This is a genomic window from Pleurocapsa minor HA4230-MV1, assembly GCA_019359095.1.
In the GTDB taxonomy this organism is placed as follows: domain Bacteria; phylum Cyanobacteriota; class Cyanobacteriia; order Cyanobacteriales; family Xenococcaceae; genus Waterburya; species Waterburya minor.
This window is the reverse complement of sequence record JAHHHZ010000023.1, coordinates 79997-96992: the sequence shown is the minus strand read 5'-3', so window position 1 is coordinate 96992 and position 16996 is coordinate 79997. Positions and strand designations below refer to the sequence as shown.

13 protein-coding genes are annotated in these 16996 nt (G+C 41.7%); 4 read left to right on the top strand and 9 right to left on the bottom strand.

What is annotated here, in order from left to right; genetic code table 11:
* Nucleotides 1-220: 220 nt before the first annotated feature.
* Nucleotides 221-778: a signal peptidase I gene (lepB, locus tag KME09_15015; GenBank protein MBW4535244.1), complete on the top strand. Its 558-nt coding sequence runs from the start codon at nucleotides 221-223 to the stop codon at nucleotides 776-778.
* A 92-nt stretch (nucleotides 779-870) separates the two neighbouring features.
* Here the strand turns inward: lepB and tkt are convergent, their stop codons facing one another.
* The 8 genes from tkt to KME09_14975 all read right to left on the bottom strand — a co-directional run bounded on the left by tkt (nucleotide 871) and on the right by KME09_14975 (nucleotide 12574).
* Complete coding sequence (tkt, locus tag KME09_15010; GenBank protein MBW4535243.1) at nucleotides 871-2898, bottom strand: transketolase; 2028 nt, start codon at nucleotides 2896-2898, stop codon at nucleotides 871-873.
* A gap of 302 nt (nucleotides 2899-3200) precedes the next feature.
* Nucleotides 3201-4451: a beta-ketoacyl-ACP synthase II gene (gene fabF, locus KME09_15005; GenBank protein ID MBW4535242.1), complete on the bottom strand. Its 1251-nt coding sequence runs from the start codon at nucleotides 4449-4451 to the stop codon at nucleotides 3201-3203.
* Between the two features lie 149 nt (nucleotides 4452-4600).
* Nucleotides 4601-4846, bottom strand: a complete 246-nt coding sequence (gene acpP, locus KME09_15000) for an acyl carrier protein (GenBank protein ID MBW4535241.1) — start codon at nucleotides 4844-4846, stop codon at nucleotides 4601-4603.
* A 335-nt stretch (nucleotides 4847-5181) separates the two neighbouring features.
* Nucleotides 5182-5745: a hypothetical protein gene (locus KME09_14995; GenBank protein ID MBW4535240.1), complete on the bottom strand. Its 564-nt coding sequence runs from the start codon at nucleotides 5743-5745 to the stop codon at nucleotides 5182-5184.
* Nucleotides 5746-6055: 310 nt separating this feature from the next.
* Nucleotides 6056-7120: a GNAT family N-acetyltransferase gene (locus KME09_14990; protein ID MBW4535239.1), complete on the bottom strand. Its 1065-nt coding sequence runs from the start codon at nucleotides 7118-7120 to the stop codon at nucleotides 6056-6058.
* A gap of 101 nt (nucleotides 7121-7221) precedes the next feature.
* A complete protein-coding gene (locus tag KME09_14985; protein ID MBW4535238.1) occupies nucleotides 7222-8109 on the bottom strand; it encodes a phytanoyl-CoA dioxygenase family protein in 888 nt (295 codons plus the stop codon).
* Nucleotides 8110-8454: 345 nt separating this feature from the next.
* On the bottom strand, nucleotides 8455-9507 hold the full coding sequence (locus tag KME09_14980) for a hemolysin family protein (GenBank protein MBW4535237.1): 1053 nt from the start codon (nucleotides 9505-9507) through the stop codon (nucleotides 8455-8457).
* Between the two features lie 109 nt (nucleotides 9508-9616).
* Entirely contained in the window at nucleotides 9617-12574 is a 2958-nt protein-coding gene (locus KME09_14975; GenBank protein ID MBW4535236.1) for a glycerol-3-phosphate acyltransferase, read from the bottom strand.
* A gap of 224 nt (nucleotides 12575-12798) precedes the next feature.
* Between KME09_14975 and KME09_14970 the strand changes: the two genes are divergently transcribed.
* Nucleotides 12799-13002 carry a hypothetical protein gene (locus KME09_14970; protein MBW4535235.1) on the top strand — a complete coding sequence of 68 codons (204 nt, stop codon included), beginning with the start codon at nucleotides 12799-12801 and terminating at the stop codon, nucleotides 13000-13002.
* Nucleotides 13003-13043: 41 nt separating this feature from the next.
* Here KME09_14970 and gatA read toward each other — a convergent pair whose 3' ends face one another.
* Nucleotides 13044-14498: an Asp-tRNA(Asn)/Glu-tRNA(Gln) amidotransferase subunit GatA gene (gene gatA, locus KME09_14965; protein MBW4535234.1), complete on the bottom strand. Its 1455-nt coding sequence runs from the start codon at nucleotides 14496-14498 to the stop codon at nucleotides 13044-13046.
* 284 nt (nucleotides 14499-14782) lie between these two features.
* On the opposite strand from gatA, the gene KME09_14960 reads away from it, so the two are divergent.
* Together KME09_14960 and KME09_14955 are read left to right on the top strand one after the other, a co-directional pair.
* The gene (locus KME09_14960) at nucleotides 14783-15667 is read left to right on the top strand and encodes a carotenoid biosynthesis protein (protein MBW4535233.1); all 885 of its coding nucleotides are present in this window, start codon (nucleotides 14783-14785) and stop codon (nucleotides 15665-15667) included.
* 26 nt (nucleotides 15668-15693) lie between these two features.
* Nucleotides 15694-16863: a glycosyltransferase gene (locus KME09_14955; GenBank protein MBW4535232.1), complete on the top strand. Its 1170-nt coding sequence runs from the start codon at nucleotides 15694-15696 to the stop codon at nucleotides 16861-16863.
* The last annotated feature ends 133 nt before the right edge of the window (nucleotides 16864-16996 follow it).

The following is a 16996-nucleotide window of genomic DNA, read 5'->3' as shown; positions in this document are numbered from 1 at the left end:
TAAAGATGCTTGGTTAGGGGTTTTTTTATCGGGATTTATTCCTGGATTAGGACATGCTTATCTCGAAAAATGGTTGCTGGGTAGTCTATTTGTTGCTGCTTTTATCGCCACTTTTTTTGTATCTAGTCCGCAGATACCAATTGTTATTACTATACTTGCAGCCTTATTGCAGATTTTTTTAATCTTCTTTGCTCCATATCACGCTTATGCTTCTGCTCCGATGCGTCGAGAGCGATCGCGAAAAATCATCGTCGGATTTATCGCTGGATTAATTGGCGCTATCTTTTTGTATCCCCTATTTTTGGCGCTCTTTATCCGTGGGTTTATCGCTGAAGCTCGATACATTCCCGCAGAATCAATGCTGCCAACTTTGCAAGTTAACGATCGCCTGATCATTAACAAGTTGGCTTATCGATTTAGTCCACCTCAACGAGGAGATATTATTATCTTTTCACCAACTGAAGCATTACAGCAGCAAGACTACCACGAAGCTTTTATTAAGCGCATTATTGGGCTACCAGGGGATAAAATCCAGATCGAGGACGGAAAAGTATATATTAATGATCGGCCATTACAGGAAAATTATATTCAAGATTTGCCTAACTATGAATACAAAACTCAAGTAGTTGCAGCTAATTCTTATTTCGTTTTGGGTGACAATCGCAATAATAGCTATGATAGCCATTACTGGGGGTTTGTTCCCCGTCAGAATATTATCGGCAAGGCTACTCAGCGATTTTATCCTTTTGCTCGCGCTGGTTCACTGATCGGCAAATAACCAAAAAATAATTAGAAATAATCAGCAAAAAACCCTGTGTAATCACAGGGCTAAATAATCAAATTAATCAAACTAATGTTACTGGGTTCAAACTAACCAATAATTTCTTTGGCTTTAGCGACGACATTATCAACACTGAAACCAAATTTATCCATCACAGTAGCACCAGGAGCGGATGCGCCAAAGCGCTCAATACTGACGGAGCCACCTTCACTACCAGTGTATTTTTGCCAACCGAAACTAGTTCCCGCTTCCACAGAAAGACGTTTGGCAGCAACTTTAGGTAGTACTGAATCTCGATAGGCTTGATCTTGAGCTTCAAACAGTTCCCAAGAAGGCATGGAGACAACCCGCACTTTCTTACCATCAGCAATTAGTTTTTCGGCAGCACCAACGCAAAGCTGTACTTCACTACCAGTACCAATCAAAATTAGATCTAATTCTTCAGGCGCAAAACCACAGGAAAGAACATAAGCACCTTTAGTCGTTTTTTCGATGGAACTACCTGCTAGGTTGGGTACGCCTTGGCGAGATAGTGCAAGCAATGTTGGTTTGTTTTGTTTAGCGTATTCAATCGCAATTTTATACGCTCCTGAAACTTCGTTGCCATCCGCAGGACGAATAACTGTCAAGTCGGGAATAGCTCTTAAAGAAGCGATAGTTTCTATGGGTTGGTGTGTTGGCCCATCTTCACCTTGACCGATGGAGTCATGAGTCATGACCCAAATTACTCCTACTTCTGACAATGCAGAAAGGCGAATTGCCGCCCGCATATAGTCGGTAAAGATGAGGAAGGTCGCACCATAAGGAATTAATCCCGAAGAGTGTAGCGCCATTCCGTTACAAATTGCACCCATTCCATGTTCCCGTACACCAAAGTGAATGTTACGGTTTTGATAAGCACCTTTTTGGAAATCGCCAAAGCCTTTTAACTCAGTCAAATTAGAGTGGGTTAAATCTGCCGAACCACCGATCAATTCGGTAACCACAGGAGCCAATTTGTTTAAGCAACCTTCTGAATACTTACGAGTTGCCAATCCTTTATCTTCGGGGGTAAATGTTGGTAAGACATCTGACCAACCGTCGGGTAATTTACCACTAAGGAAACGCTCAAATTCTGCTGCTTCTTGGGGATACTTAGCTTTATAGTCAGACATTACCTGATTCCAAGCTTGCTCATCTGCTGCACCACGCTCTACTGCTTTGCGCATATGGCTAAGAGCTTCGTCAGGAATTTCAAATGGTTCGTAGTTCCAGCCTAAGTTTTCGCGGGTGAGCTTGATTTCGTCTTCACCTAAAGCAGAACCGTGAATACCACCAGTATTTTGCTTATTTGGCGCACCATAACCAATAATGGTCGTCACCTTGATCATAGTTGGCTTGTCGGTGACGGATTTAGCTTCTTCAATTGCTTTGGCGATCGCATCTAGATCTGTATTCCCATCTTCAACATGCAATACGTGCCAGCCATAAGCTTCAAAACGCTTAGAAACGTCTTCAGTAAAGGCTACATCTGTCGATCCATCAATCGAAATGTGGTTGTCGTCGTAAAAGGCAATTAATTTACCTAATCCTTGGTGTCCCGCAAACGAGCAAGCTTCTCCAGAAATACCCTCCATGTTGCAGCCATCACCCACAATTACATAGGTGTAATGATCGACTAAAGTGGCATCGGGCTTATTAAATTTCGCTGCTAAATGAGCTTCTGCTAGCGCCAAGCCAACACCATTAGCAATACCTTGACCTAATGGCCCTGTAGTAACTTCGATCCCAGATGTTACAAAATTTTCGGGGTGTCCAGGGGTACTTGAACCCCATTGACGAAACTGCTTAATATCTTCGATGGAGACACTATCATAGCCTGCGAGGTAGAGTAGAGCATACTGCAACATCGACCCATGACCAGCAGAAAGTACAAAGCGATCGCGGTTGAACCATTTAGGGTTCTTCGGGTTATAACGCATGAACTTATCCCACAGCACAAAAGCCATCGGCGCTGCGCCCATCGGTAATCCTGGATGTCCAGAACTAGCTTTTTCTATGGCATCTACTGCCAAAAAACGAATCGAATTAATACAAAGTTCTTCAACTGATTTAGTTGATTGGGTGGCAACTACCATATTGGTTATATAAATAAACTACTGAGCAAACAAAAAATTTGGGTATGCTTGGACACTACTAAAGGAGCTTTGATTCAGACTAGATTTTAAGGTTCTGATGTCAAGTCTTGTGTTTATCTTCTCATCCTATCGGAACGGCTAGCAAGTTCCAACACTTTTAAAATTTTAAAATTTAGATCGACTCATCACCCCGTGAGCAGCCAATCAATAATTTAATTGCTTAACTATTAGCTTGAGGCTATTAAAACATAAACTATAGAGTTTTAATTCGTCGATCTGTGCTTAAAATAAATTTGAATGATTTAGCTATATTTTTTAAAAGCTAGAGTAACGTTATGACCGCCAAAACCAAAGGAATTTGATAGGGCAACGTTTACTTCCTGCTCTCTACTAGAATTAGGTACATAGTCTAAATCACAATCTGGATCGAGATTTTCTAGATTAATAGTGGGTGGAACTCGATTATTGGCGATCGCCATTACTGTAGCCACGGCCTCAATTCCCCCAGAACCACCTAATAAATGACCAGTCATCGACTTAGTAGAGCTAACTGTGATTTGACTTGCTCTTTCTCCCAACGCCTTTTTAATGGCCTTAGTTTCGTTGGAGTCATTAGCCTGAGTACTAGTACCGTGGGCATTAATATAATCAACTTGATTAGGATTTAAATTTCCATCTGCTAACGCTAGCTCAATCGCTTTAGTAGCACCCTGTCCCCCAGGTACAGGAGAGGTCATGTGATAGGCATCACAGGTCATACCATAGCCGACAATCTCCGCATAAATTCTGGCACCACGCTTAAGCGCTTGTTCGAGTTCTTCCAGCAATAAAATCCCCGAACCTTCCCCCATGACAAAACCATCGCGATCGCGATCGAATGGTCTACTAGCATTTTCTGGGCTGTCGTTACGAGTAGAAAGTGCTTTTGCCGAGCTGAAACCAGCAAAGGAAAGAGGAGTCACTGCCGCTTCTGCGCCTCCACAAATCATCGCCTCGGCATAGCCTCCCTGAATTAACCGAAAAGCATCACCAATGGCATGAGAACCCGCAGCACAGGCCGTTACCGTGCAAGAATTGGGGCCTTTAGCTCCCGTATGAATTGCCGTCAAACCCGCTGCCATATTGGCGATCATCATGGGAATTGTGAAGGGGCTTACTTTTTTGGGCCCTTTGGTGAGCAGATTTTCATTTTGAGTTTCCATTACTCTAAGACCTCCCACCCCTGTACCAATTAGGACTCCCACCCGATCGGCATTAAGCTCATTAATTTCCAGTTGGGCATCGGCGATCGCTTGTATACTGGCGCAAACACCAAATTGAGCGAAGCGATCCATCCGTTTGGCATCTTTTTTATCGAGATACTCGTGAGGATCGAAGTTCTTAACTTCCGCAGCAATTTGACAGGCGTGTTCTGAGGCATCAAATAGAGTTACTGCACCTACTCCACTTCGCCCCTGCAATAAACTATCCCAATAGTCCGCTAGATTTTTACCAATGGGGGTAATTGCACCCAAGCCCGTGATTACAACCCGCTTGTTTTGCCTATTTGTCATTTTTGCTCTTTAATACGCTTTTGCTGTAGCACTTATTGATTCAGGCTGCCCTTGATTATGTTCATCCTCGATTAAGCTGGAACACTTTTGACGATTACTTCAATAAAGTTGGCAGCCTCGATCGACACCCTTAAACAGAATGACGAGAATTAAGCTGCGGCAGTCTCTGTAGCAATATGCTCAACTGCTTTGCCGACGGTATCTATTTGTTCTGCTGCTTCGTCAGGAATCTCAATATCAAATTCTTCTTCTAAAGCCATAACTAATTCTACTGTGTCTAGAGAATCAGCACCCAAATCATTAGCAAAGCTCGCCTCTGGAGTAACGCGATCGGCTTCTACTTCTAGTTGATCGACGACGATGCCTTTTACTTTTTCAAAAATTTCTTGATTCATTGATTTTTCCTTTTAAATAACCCGTTTCAAACTATGTAAAAGCCTAGTTAAATTAGACGGGTTTCCTAACTAAACTAAGCGCTAGCTTCAATAAAAAAGCGGCAACTTTCATCTTATCGGAAAGGGGGACAAAGTTTGTCGCTAATCTGGCAATTGCTTTACCCTGCAAAACTTAAAGATAGAAAATTCCCGAATTTTAATTCGTGTCAAAAGATCATTAATGAAAAAATCAAAATGGAAGAATACCTTGAGGCAGGTAATTCTTCCTTCGGCGATCGCTGTTTAACTATCAAATAACAGAGCAACGAAGCTAACAATTTGATAATAATAACTGCTTATTTTCTGGGTGTTTTAGCTGTTTTAGCCATAGCTTTAAACTTAGCTAAACTGCCCCCAGGACGGCGACGATATTTAGTTGTAATAGGCATTAAGTTATCGCTAGCAGCAAAGGTTGCTTCCGCCATTTGACCATTACTATTATTTGTTGAGTTGGTCTTGCTCATTGCTGCAACCCAAAATGGAGGCTCGAATGATGATGCACCATTTTGAGGGGTAGTCTTAACCTCTTTTTTTACTGCTTGAGACTCAGTCACTTTGCCATTTTTTGACGCTTTTCCCTTGGCGGTAGTAGCTTTGGTAGATTTAGTCTGAGCAGGCTTACCCTGAGTAGCGATCGCTGATTCTAGCTTGTTCTGGGCAGTTTCCACCGCTTCTTCAGCCGTTTTTACCACCTCTTGTACTGGCTCAGATTTGGCTATTTCTACCGCCTTTTCCTTAACTACTTCTGTTGCCTTTTCCGCCGTTTTTAACGCCGATTGGACTACTTCAGAATCTTTCAGTTCATCTAATTCTAAATAATATTTATTGTCAGAATTGAATATTTTTTTAAGCATTTGCATGGTGTAGATTTACTCCTATTAATAAGACTAAAGAATCGATGCTAAATCAAGATAATTATTGTCGATCGTCTTTTGTTGGCTGAAAAATTGTTTTTGGGTGGTGCGATATCCCAATTCAAAAGTATTTAGCTCATCCTTAGTTAAAAGACTGCGATCGAATTTTGCTTATCTTTAGCTCCAGCTAAATATACAGGAGCTATAAAACACGATAGATATTTGGCTACTCCTATCAAGCCAGAAAACTAAACCTGTCGCAATGATACTTTACAAAAATTAATTACCATTAGGATCGTGGGAGGATCTTTATTTACTAATTGGCACGATAGGCGGGAAAAAACTGGGACTGCTGTAGCTCTTCTACAGATTTATTGATAGCCTTAGCCCTAAACTGTAGTAAGTCGTTATATTTTTCTAAATCTACCACTGAGCGCAATGTAAAAAACTCATGTCTCTGTTTAGAAAAGCCTGACTTAAAAGTATAGAGATTATCGTGCTTGCCACCTACGCCACCGCCAATATGTAGATACTTATTTCCCCTTTCTTTTGCCCAAAGTCGCATCTGATGTAGTAGTAAGTTAAAAGGAGACTGCTTGAGAAACTCACTCTTGGTGCCACCTAAATGAGCCTGAACAATGCCACATGATTCAAAGAATAGGCAAGCACAGACAATTTCTCCTTGCAGTTCAACTATCCCTAAGTGAACTTTCTCGCCTAATTTTAATAACCCTTCAAAGTAATCACGACTAAAGTAATAAATATCTATTGCCTTAACCCGATTCATTGTTTCTTCATAGATAGAAATAAATTCATCGATATATTCGGTGAAGGATACTGTTTTGGCACTAAATCCTAATCTTAGACATTTATTAATTGTACTTTGATGTCCCTTACGAGTTTTTGCCCAAATCTTAGCTTCATCTAAAGTCAAATCAATTGAGACAGTTTTACCATTTTCGATTAAAGGATTTGACAGAAAAACTTTGGCAAAATTTTCTCCCAAGATTGGGTGTAATCGCAGAAAAGCTGAACATACTCCTCTGGTCTGTAAAGTGTGGAGAAACTGCTGAAGGGCAAAATCAGGGAATTCTGGATGATTAGCAGCAGCATCACTCATTAAGATGCCAGGATAACCATAAGGAGAGATAATGTCATAAACTTCTGCCCCAAAAGAATTTGCAATATCAGTACAAGAACGGAGTAAATAGGGGGCAAAAAATATTTTATCGTCATCCTGTAAGAGAAATGCTTCGGGAAGAGTCTCTGTACGTCGAGCATCTAAGGCAACATAGTTTGGTAGATGATATACATCGTGAGGCAATTGTTCGAGGGTTGCCAACCACAAAGGATGATTTACATCTAAAGTAACTATGTCCATTGCCGATCAAATGATATTAATATAATAATTGGTCTTAAAATTACAAATTTTATAAGCTTCAGCTTGATTTGAGCTAACATCGAGGTCTAATTAAACAGCTGTTACGGCGCAACCCAAACCACAGGAAATACTTGGGGATCGCTAAAATCAGGATCGCCGTTGGCTAGCTTACGACAGAGTTGTTCATCGAAAATATGAATTTCTTTGCCCTGTGGATTGGTGTAGGGTTGATAACAATTATCTCGATCCTGAAGATGAACTGCCAAGGCTTGTCGATGCTGTTGACTATGATTAGGATAACTGCCATGGATTGCCCAGCAGTGATGGAAGCTAACCTGACCTTTTTTAAGAGTCATGGGGATTTCAACTACTTGTTTGCCTGCTGCTTGTAACTCTTGGATTAGCTCCCTTAAATTAGCATTATTAAAATGGCGCATTGACTGTAAACCAGGCCAGCGATGACTTTGGTCTAAAACTACTAAAGGGCCTCTTGCTTCATCACAATCGTGGAAAGGAATCCAGGCAGTCAAAAGATTATCTGAACTACAGGTACTCCAGTAAGCGCGATCGCTGTGCCACCCCACCGCGCTACTAACTCTTGCCGACGACTTAGCAGGAGGTTTGTAGACTAGTTGATCGTCTAAAATCCGAATCTCACTAGTCCTGGCTAATTTAGCGGCGATCGCGCCAATGACTGGTTGAAGTGCTAACTGCTTTAGTTCGGCTTTTTGCAGTGAGACAAATTCGTTGTTGCGGATAATATCGCCGTCTTCTGGTTTCCAGTTGCTATAGCCTGTAGCGATGGGAAGCACTCCATCCCTAGCTCCCTGATAAAATGCTTGGCTACCAGCGATCGCCCGATCGATTACGACTTCAGGAATTACGGGGGGGGAGATATACCAGCCGTGTGACTCATAAAAGCAAACATCTTCTTCTGTGGGCAAAAGATCTTGCTGTTCTTGAGTAAGAACTCGATCGGGTCTATACATGATCGTGAGTTAAAAAAATCTTAAAAAAGTTTAAAATTTTTGATTTTACTTATTAAAAGTTAAATTATATAAGTAGTAACAAAACTTTTATAATCATAATGGCAAAAGAGCATCTATAAAAGTCATCAAAAATAAATTAAACTAATCTTTATCTTAAATTTATCTAAGATTAATATTAATTTTACTACTAGAGGTAATCGATTTTTTTAAAAACTTTTTAGATTAAGATCTTAAAAGTTTCTGATTAACAATTCGCCAGATTATTTAGCTGAAATATAGCTGGCGATCGCCAATTAAGTAATTGTTTTGCTTATTATTTATCGGGATTGCTAATTCAGGGTAAGTTTAAGTTAATGACTCGTTGTTAATTCCTCTGGATTTAAGTAAGCGTAGACGCTTCTTACGAGCAATCTCTTGTAAATCTACATTACGGTCAGTCTCATCAACAATTTCTCCTGTCAGCACTTCTAAAACGTCTTCCAGGGTGACAACTCCTGCCATTCCACCGTATTCGTCGAGGACTACTGCTAAATGTTCGCGGTTTTCTTGAAATACCTTAAGAAGTTTATCGGCACGATTAGTTTCAGGAACAAAATGGGCGGGACGCTGAAGAGTATTAATTTGGCGATCGCCATGTCCTTCAATCATAGCGGTTAGAAGTTCGTCTTTTAGCACCAAACCCGTAACATCATCAATAGTTTCGTTAATTACTAAGATGCGAGTATGCTGAGATTTGATAATTTCGGATTGACATTCAGCTAAGGTTTGTTCGCCCTTTAGATAAGTGACAATAATACGCGGACTCATTAAATCTGAAGCGTTGAGGTCGTTTAGCTGAAATACTCGCTGAATCATTTCTGCTTCATCGTCTTCGATCACCCCTTCTTGATAACCGATGTTAGTTAAAAATTTAATTTCAGCCTCATCAGTAGTGGGTAGGCTCTGACGTTTAACCAGAGGAGAAGTGGCACGTTCAACTAGCCACACTAAGGGCGTAAAAATTATGGTTAAAAACTTAACAGGAATGGCGACAAATAAACTGATTGGTTCAGCATAGCGTTGACCTACGGTTTTAGGTGTAATTTCGCCAAAGATAATAATTAAAAACGTGAGAACTCCCGACACGAGTCCTAACCACTTAAGGCCTAATATCTTCGTAGTCAGACTACCAACCAGAATACTGCCAACAATATTAAAAATATTGTTGAGAATAACAATCGTGGCTATGGGTCGAGTAATATGCAAACGAATACTTGCCAGAGCTAAAGCTGCTGGTTTTTTAGATTGAGCTAATTGCCTAACTTTAATCGGCGAAATAGACAGTATTGCCGCTTCCGCCCCAGAACAAAAGGCCGAACCAGATAAGACCACGGCGACAACGATAATCAGAGAAAGCATATAACAAGATAATAGTTAATCTTTAATATAGTTCAAAAAGAGAAATAAGCATGATCATTATTCACTTTGGCACGGTATCCAAAGGATGATCTTTAAGTTCATTGTAGGATTAGTTAAGTATTTCGATAATTCCTGTCTGACCATCTAGTCTGACTAATTGGCCATCATGAAATAAGTTCATGGCATTATCTACGTCCATAACCGCAGGAATATTGTATTCTCTAGCGATGATCGCACCATGAGACAAACGACCTCCCACTTCCGAAATTAACCCCCCTGCACGGGCAAGAAGAGGTGACCAGCCAGCGTCGGTGTAGGGAACAACGATAATGGTTTGGCGATTGATGCGATTGGGCGCAGCCCACGCTTCGCTATCGCTTTGTTGCAGACTAGAAATAACTTTGATTACTCCTTCAATTTGACCAGAGCTACTACCAATACCCTGTATCTGATTGGGTAGGTTAATTGTAGGCGCTTGCCAGGTAATGGTTTGGGGTTTGCCATAAACTAATTTAGGGACAGGATTTAATTTTACTGCTGCTTGCCACTGTTGCTTTCTGGTTTGAATTAGTTCGGGTAAATCTTGTTTGAGTGGGTGATGTTGAGCGCTATTGTTTACCAGAGTAGTAATTTCCTCTAGCTTGAGTAGAAAAATGTCTCCTGCTTCAGCAATTAAACCGCAATCCAGCCACTGTTGTTCTAAAGCTAGAAAAGCCCAACGCAATTGTGCTAATAGTCTGTTGTATATTTCTCCTACCTGACTTTTAAGGTCTAATCTTTTTTGGACTAATTTTGCCTGCCAAGACTGTGAAGAAATACTAGATTTGGCTTGGGCAATTTTGGCACCGTGGACATCAAAGTAAAACCGAGTAAACATCTGTCGCGGAATACCAGGCTTATCTTGCCAGCGCGGTACGGCAATGTCTGTCGCTACTTCACTTAAATAGCCATATTGATCTAGCCAGAGATTGAATCGCTCCATGACGCTGCTCCCTTCGGAATTTTCGGCAATATGAGCAAATAAGGAGGCACTGGAGTCAAAGGTGATTTGTTCGGTGGCTAAAAGTTTACGGGCTTCAGTCGCTATTTCGGCTAAATAACTTACTGCCATGACTTCTGGCGCTTGACTATTATCTAATTCAGTTTCGGCAACTTTAAACATGCCTTGGCGAATAGCAAAGCTGAGAGGAGCGAGAATATTGTAATAGGTCGCTTTATCCAGTAGTCCCAGAATTGTATTAATCCTTTCAATAATTTCTGTCGATGATAATTCTGTGGTTGGTTGGTTGGCAATTGCCGCCAGAATGGGACGAAAAAGCTTGACGCGATCGCTCTCAAAGTCAGTGTCTAAGCGCCATTCTCGTTTTAAAAGTCGCCAGAGTCCAGGCAAGTTTCTCACGGTCGAACTCAAGGGTGGTTTGCTAAATGTTGCTCCTCTGGTCAGAAATTCTAGGCTTTCGGGTGGCAGACCCATGCGACGGAAAATCGTACCTAACAAAGAGGCATTAAAATAGGCGCTAGCAAAGTGTAGGGTAGCAGTTTGCTCGAAGTTTAAATCTTTAGCGCGATCTCCTAAGACAATTGTAAAGATTTTACCCCAAACACCACAGGTTAAAGGCTGATTAATCGACCAGGTTAGGGGACGAATTTTGCCAGGAATCACCTCCGCAGCGATGCGTCTCGTCCAAATCGGCTGCATGGTTGTAATAGGACGTACCTGCAATAGCCATAGTCTAGTGCCGTCATAAGTCCACTCAATATCCTGGGGAATTCCCTCAAATAAATCCTCCATTTCCCTGGCTAAAAGTGCTACCGATTCAATAATGTGCTGGGGAATAACGTTACTCTGCTGTGACTTTTCGGCAATCACAGTAATTGTCTGCTCTTCTAATGAAGTTGCCGAAGAGGTCTGAGAAATCTCCACCTGATATCTTTGAGGAGTATATTTACCTGAGACGATTTTGGTTGCTTTGCCTGGTAATGCCTCGATCGCTACTGTATCTCGTAACTGATTTACAGGATCGCGACTAAATGCCACCCCGCTATATTGACCCTCAATCTGTCGCTGGATTAAGATCGCCATCGATGACTCTTGTTGCTGGTTTTGGCGACGATACTCGATCGCACTGCTGTCTAGATAGGAAGCCTGGCAATCAATAATGGCTGATTCTAATTGATCTTTACTGGTAACGTTGAGAATACTAATATACTGTCCCGCAGCGGAAGCTGATTCAGAATCTTCGCCAATTGCTGAAGAACGTACAATTAGGGGCGTTTGAACTGTGGGTTCGAGCTTTTGGATCAAGGCTTTTAGATCGTCTCCAGGACGTAAGATCCAGCCTTCAGCTACATCATATCCCTGACGTTTGAGCCGAGACAAGTTGGCCGCTTTTGCCCCGACTTCGCGGGCATCTAATTTGCTATTTAGACTAATAATATTTTTGTCTCCCTGAAAAAAACGAAACATTTTGCTTTGACTAGATTTATCGGTAGTGGCAGCCAAATCTAAATCATCGGGGATATTTTGATAGATCCAGCCCAATAAACAGGCCAAGCCAAAAGTAGCAAAAGCATATTCTGGTTGGTAAGGATGACGCAAGCCAATCATCACCACTAATAATACTAAAGCACCATATTTCCCCATGAGGCGATCGCGAATAATTGTAAATCCCACTAGACTAATCAACCAGACTAATCCTGCTGAGAGCGGATCATGAGCCACAATGCCCCAGACAGCATTGGTTGTTCCCGCACCTTTACTAATCCAGTAACGTCCCATCACCAGGGCAATAATGGCGATAATTTCCCAAGCTGAACCTGTCGAGAAAAATACTCTAGTGAGGAAAACCGCAGTAATTCCTTTGGCTGCTTCGGAGAGTACAGCGCACACACCAGCTACTTTACCGCCATGATAAAAGGCTGCGGATACTGAAATATTCCCAGTGCCTAGTTTGCCTAATTGACGACCAGTAAGAGCATAGGTCAGCCAGTCAATTAAGGGCAACCCACCCAGCAAAGGACAAACAATAAATACGGTTAGAGAACCCCAAATTGGTGTCAGGTTCATGAGCCTCTATTTATAACTATTGAATTAGAGATACTTCGCAAAATTTATTGGGCTAATGGTTTTATTGGCTTATTGTACCCGCTTTGATTTCTCTGATGAAATGAAATGAATCTCGATCTGTGTTTAGTCTCATCTAGCTTAGGATTGGTAGGTGCTAAGTTTCCTGAAGATCAATCTAGTTGCGATCGCTTAAAATACTTAAAGATGAGTTTTAAAATGAGAACATGAATCCCGATCAAGTAAACTGTGCGGTAGATTGCGCTCAAGGCTGTGTTTTAGGCGATCGCTGTCCGCATAAAGAGTATCAAAACCAGGCTGCTAATTTTATTAAAGATACTTCGTTAGACAAGATGTTAGAAATGGCGGAAATAGCCCGCATGAAGAAGATATCTGAACCGCCGAAATGGGTGATTCCCGACGAAATTTGAGACGTAAGGGCGAATAGCCGTTCGCCCCTACAAGATTTTGTTTACAGACTTGGTTGTTTTTGATGCCATTGTGTCGCCTGTTCGTAGGCATGAGCAGTATGAAACAAGACATCTTCTCTTAGCACATTGCTAATTAGCTGCAAGCCAATCGGTAAGCCTTGAGCATCAAAACCACAGGGAATACTAATTCCTGGTAAACCCGCTAAGTTAACGGGAATAGTCATTAAATCAGAAAGATACATTGATAGGGGATCATCAGTTTTCTCCCCTGCTTTAAAAGCCGTCGAAGGAGAAGTTGGACAGACTAGAACATCTACGTCGGCAAATGCTCGATCGAAGTCTTGTTTGATTAAAGTCCGTACTTTTTGCGCCTTGAGATAATAAGCATCATAATATCCCGCCGAGAGGGCATAGGTACCCAACATGATTCGACGCTTAACTTCTGCACCAAAGCCAGCAGCACGAGTATTGGTATACATTTCTAGCAAGTTCTCTGATGCTTCGCGTACCCCATATTTGACCGCGTCGTAACGAGCAAGGTTAGCCGAGGCTTCAGAAGAAGCAATCATGTAGTAGACAGGTAGACCATAGCGGAAACGAGGACAAGAAATTTCTTGGACTTCTGCACCAAGTTCTGTTAATTTAGCGATCGCTTTTTGCACCGACTCGGCGACTACTGGATCTAATCCTGAGCCAAAGGTTTCGGTTATAATGCCTACTTTTAAGCCTTGTTTGAGTTCAGGCTGGAGATATTGAGTATAGTCGGGAATATCTACCTTCAGGCTGGTAGAATCATGGGGATCATACCCAGCGATCGCTTTTAACAAAATCGCTGAATCTTCCACGGTACGAGAAAAAGGCCCAATCTGATCTAGGGAAGAAGCATAAGCTACTAAGCCAAAACGAGACACTAAACCATAAGTCGGCTTCAACCCCACAACCCCACAAAAAGAGGCTGGCTGACGAATCGATCCCCCTGTATCTGAACCGAGAGAAACGACACATTCTCCTGCGGCTACGGCTGCGGCTGAACCACCAGAAGAACCTCCTGGTACTCGTTCTAAGTCCCAAGGATTTGCTGTAGTTTGATAACTAGAGTTTTCCGTCGAACTCCCCATAGCAAACTCATCAAGGTTAGTTTTGCCGACGACTACTGTGCCTGCATCCTTGAGCTTCTGCGTAACGGTAGATTCATAAGGAGGCACAAAATTAGCCAAAATTTGGGAGGCGCAGGTGGTTTTAATCCCCTTAGTACACATATTGTCCTTGATTCCCACAGGAATACCTTCAAGTATGCCAATGGTTTCACCTGCTGCAATCTTATCGTCTACTGCTTTAGCGGTGGCTAGTGCTGATTCGGCAGTTACCGCCAAAAACGCTTTTACTTTTGGTTCTACTGCTTCGATCTGTTTTAAAGTAGCCTGGGCAATTTCTACTGCCGAACGTTCTTTGTTAACTAACTGCTGATGTAACTCTGTTATACTTCCTTGGTACATCAAATTACCCTTCTTTTATACCTACTAAGACTTAGTTGTTTTACCTTTTTCTGGTCACTCTTGGCAACTAGATAATGTTTAATAATTTAGAGTTAACCATACTTATCATCACTGTACTATTTTAGGAGACACCCTTGCTTACTGATGATTTTTAACTGCTTTTTTGGCAAGATAGCTTGAATTAAGAATTAATTCCTGGTTTTGCTATACATTTTTTGATGAATATTTGTAAACTGATCTATGAGTCTAATTTTTATACAATAAGTGTTTACAGTAGTTAATTTATGAAGCGAGCATCCAAAACAGAAAATTACTTACTGATCGGTCACGTTTTAGCGATGGCATTTGGCCTAGCGGGAATTGTACTGGTATTGCCCAATATTGAGTTTCAGGCAAAGCTAGCTGAATTTGCCTGGGGTTCTCAGATTTTTGGCTGGTCAATGGCTGGTGGCGGGGTGGTTTATATGCTGTTAGCAACGGCTGCGGTAGCTTTGTATGCCTATCGTACATTAGGAGTATGGCATTGGTTAAGCTTTATGATTCCAGCGATCGCTTTATCCCTGGGTAGTGAATTATTGGGTACTAGCACAGGGTTTCCCTTTGGTGAATATCGTTATTTGAGTGGATTGGGTTATAAAATTGCTGGGTTAGTACCGTTTACTATTCCTCTATCTTGGTTTTATCTCGGCTTCAGTGCCTATATTATTGCGCTGGCTGGATTGAAAAGACTGGAGATTAACAACTGGTTATGTGAACTAGGGGCAATTATTTGTGGTTCACTATGTCTTACCTCCTGGGATTTTGTACTCGATCCTGCTATGAGTCAAGCACCAGTTCCTTTTTGGGTTTGGGATCAGCCTGGAGCATTTTTCGGTATGCCTTATCAAAATTTTGCAGGCTGGATGGGGACAGGAGTACTATTTATGACGGTAGCTACTTTGCTGTGGAAGGTGAAACCGTTAACCATTAATAGTAAAGATCTCAAGCTTCCCGTGTTCATTTATCTAGCTAATTTTGTCTTTGCTGCTGTATTAAGTTTGGCAGCAGGTTTCTATATTCCTGTATTGTTAGGTGTTGTGCTTGGTATTTTGCCTTTGTTAGTTCTTTACTGGATTGCCACCAATCAAAACAAGGCTACTGAAGGTAACACTCTAGCAACTACTAATTAATAATTAACTATTAGCTAATTTAAAGAGTGAACTTGGAGTTTTTCTACGGCTTTTTTTTGGGGATTTTAATCTCCCAGATAGTAGCTACCGCAATTTTATTATCTCGTTTACTCAAAGGAGCTAAAAGGCGATCGCCTTTACTACCCCAAGCAGCAGAACCCGATCTTATGGGTAAAGTAAGTGTGGTTGTGCCTACTCTTAACGAAGCAGAGAGAATTATGCCCTGTCTGACAGGCTTGAGTCAGCAAAGCTATGAACTACGGGAAGCGATTATCGTCGATAGTAATTCTCAAGATGGCACACCAGACATTGTTAAAGCTGCCAGGCAAAGCGATCCTCGGTTACGTCTGATTACTGATGATCCTTTGCCGACTGGCTGGGTTGGTCGTCCTTGGGCGCTACATACAGGATATTTGCATATTTCTGCCCATAGTGAGTGGTTTTTAGGTATTGATGCGGATACTGAACCTCAGTCTGGTTTAATTGCTAGCTTGGTTAAGGTGGCAGCAGCAGAAAACTACGACATGGTGTCCCTCGCACCCCAGTTTATTCTGCAATACCCTGGAGAATGGTGTCTACAACCTGCCTTACTAATGACGTTGCTGTATCGTTTTGACTCAGCAGGGGTAGATGCTGTCAGTCCGAGTCGTGTAATGGCAAATGGACAATGCTTTTTATGTCGCCGTGCAGTATTGGAGCAACTTGATGGTTATACCTCTGCTGCGGGTTCATTTTGCGATGATGTTACCTTAGCGCGCAATATTGCAGCTGCTGGCTATAAAGTTGGCTTTTTTGATGGCTCAAAAGTAATTAAAGTCAGAATGTATGAGGGGGCGAAAGAAACCTGGAATGAATGGGGGCGATCGCTCGATCTTAAAGATGCAGCTAATCCTGCTCAAGTTTGGGGAGATGTTTTATTTTTGCTGTGTGTTCAGGCTTTACCCCTACCTTTATTGCTATTGACTGGCTATCTGCTGTATTTGGGCAATAATGACCCCATCATATTTATTTTATTTAGTTTAAACGCTTTTCTGCTTTTATTGCGTTACGGTATGTTAATAGCGATCGCTCCTTCCTATTCCAGCTTGTCTTGGTTCTTCTGGTTATCCCCCTTGGCAGACCAACTAGCAGTGTTGCGCATCTTCTTATCTTCTCTGAAAAAACCGACTTCCTGGCGGGGTAGAAGCTATCAATGATCAGTGATCACTGATCATTGAACAATTGATAACGAAGTGCGACGCGAAGCTAGTCCTTTAGAACTCACTGTTGAAGAATAATCATACTTATGCGGTGGGAATTATTTATCTCTCCCTAATTCCCTAATTCCCT

Coding starts and splice junctions, on each gene's coding strand:
- gatA (MBW4535234.1), bottom strand. CDS start 14,498: ATGTACCAAGGAAGTATAACAGAGTTACATCAGCAGTTAGTTAACAAA.
- KME09_14970 (MBW4535235.1), top strand. CDS start 12,799: ATGAATCCCGATCAAGTAAACTGTGCGGTAGATTGCGCTCAAGGCTGT.
- acpP (MBW4535241.1), bottom strand. CDS start 4,846: ATGAATCAAGAAATTTTTGAAAAAGTAAAAGGCATCGTCGTCGATCAA.
- lepB (MBW4535244.1), top strand. CDS start 221: ATGCGTCGAGAGCGATCGCGAAAAATCATCGTCGGATTTATCGCTGGA.
- KME09_14990 (MBW4535239.1), bottom strand. CDS start 7,120: ATGGACATAGTTACTTTAGATGTAAATCATCCTTTGTGGTTGGCAACC.
- tkt (MBW4535243.1), bottom strand. CDS start 2,898: ATGGTAGTTGCCACCCAATCAACTAAATCAGTTGAAGAACTTTGTATT.
- KME09_14975 (MBW4535236.1), bottom strand. CDS start 12,574: ATGAACCTGACACCAATTTGGGGTTCTCTAACCGTATTTATTGTTTGT.
- KME09_14995 (MBW4535240.1), bottom strand. CDS start 5,745: ATGCAAATGCTTAAAAAAATATTCAATTCTGACAATAAATATTATTTA.
- KME09_14980 (MBW4535237.1), bottom strand. CDS start 9,507: ATGCTTTCTCTGATTATCGTTGTCGCCGTGGTCTTATCTGGTTCGGCC.
- KME09_14960 (MBW4535233.1), top strand. CDS start 14,783: ATGAAGCGAGCATCCAAAACAGAAAATTACTTACTGATCGGTCACGTT.
- fabF (MBW4535242.1), bottom strand. CDS start 4,451: ATGACAAATAGGCAAAACAAGCGGGTTGTAATCACGGGCTTGGGTGCA.
- KME09_14985 (MBW4535238.1), bottom strand. CDS start 8,109: ATGTATAGACCCGATCGAGTTCTTACTCAAGAACAGCAAGATCTTTTG.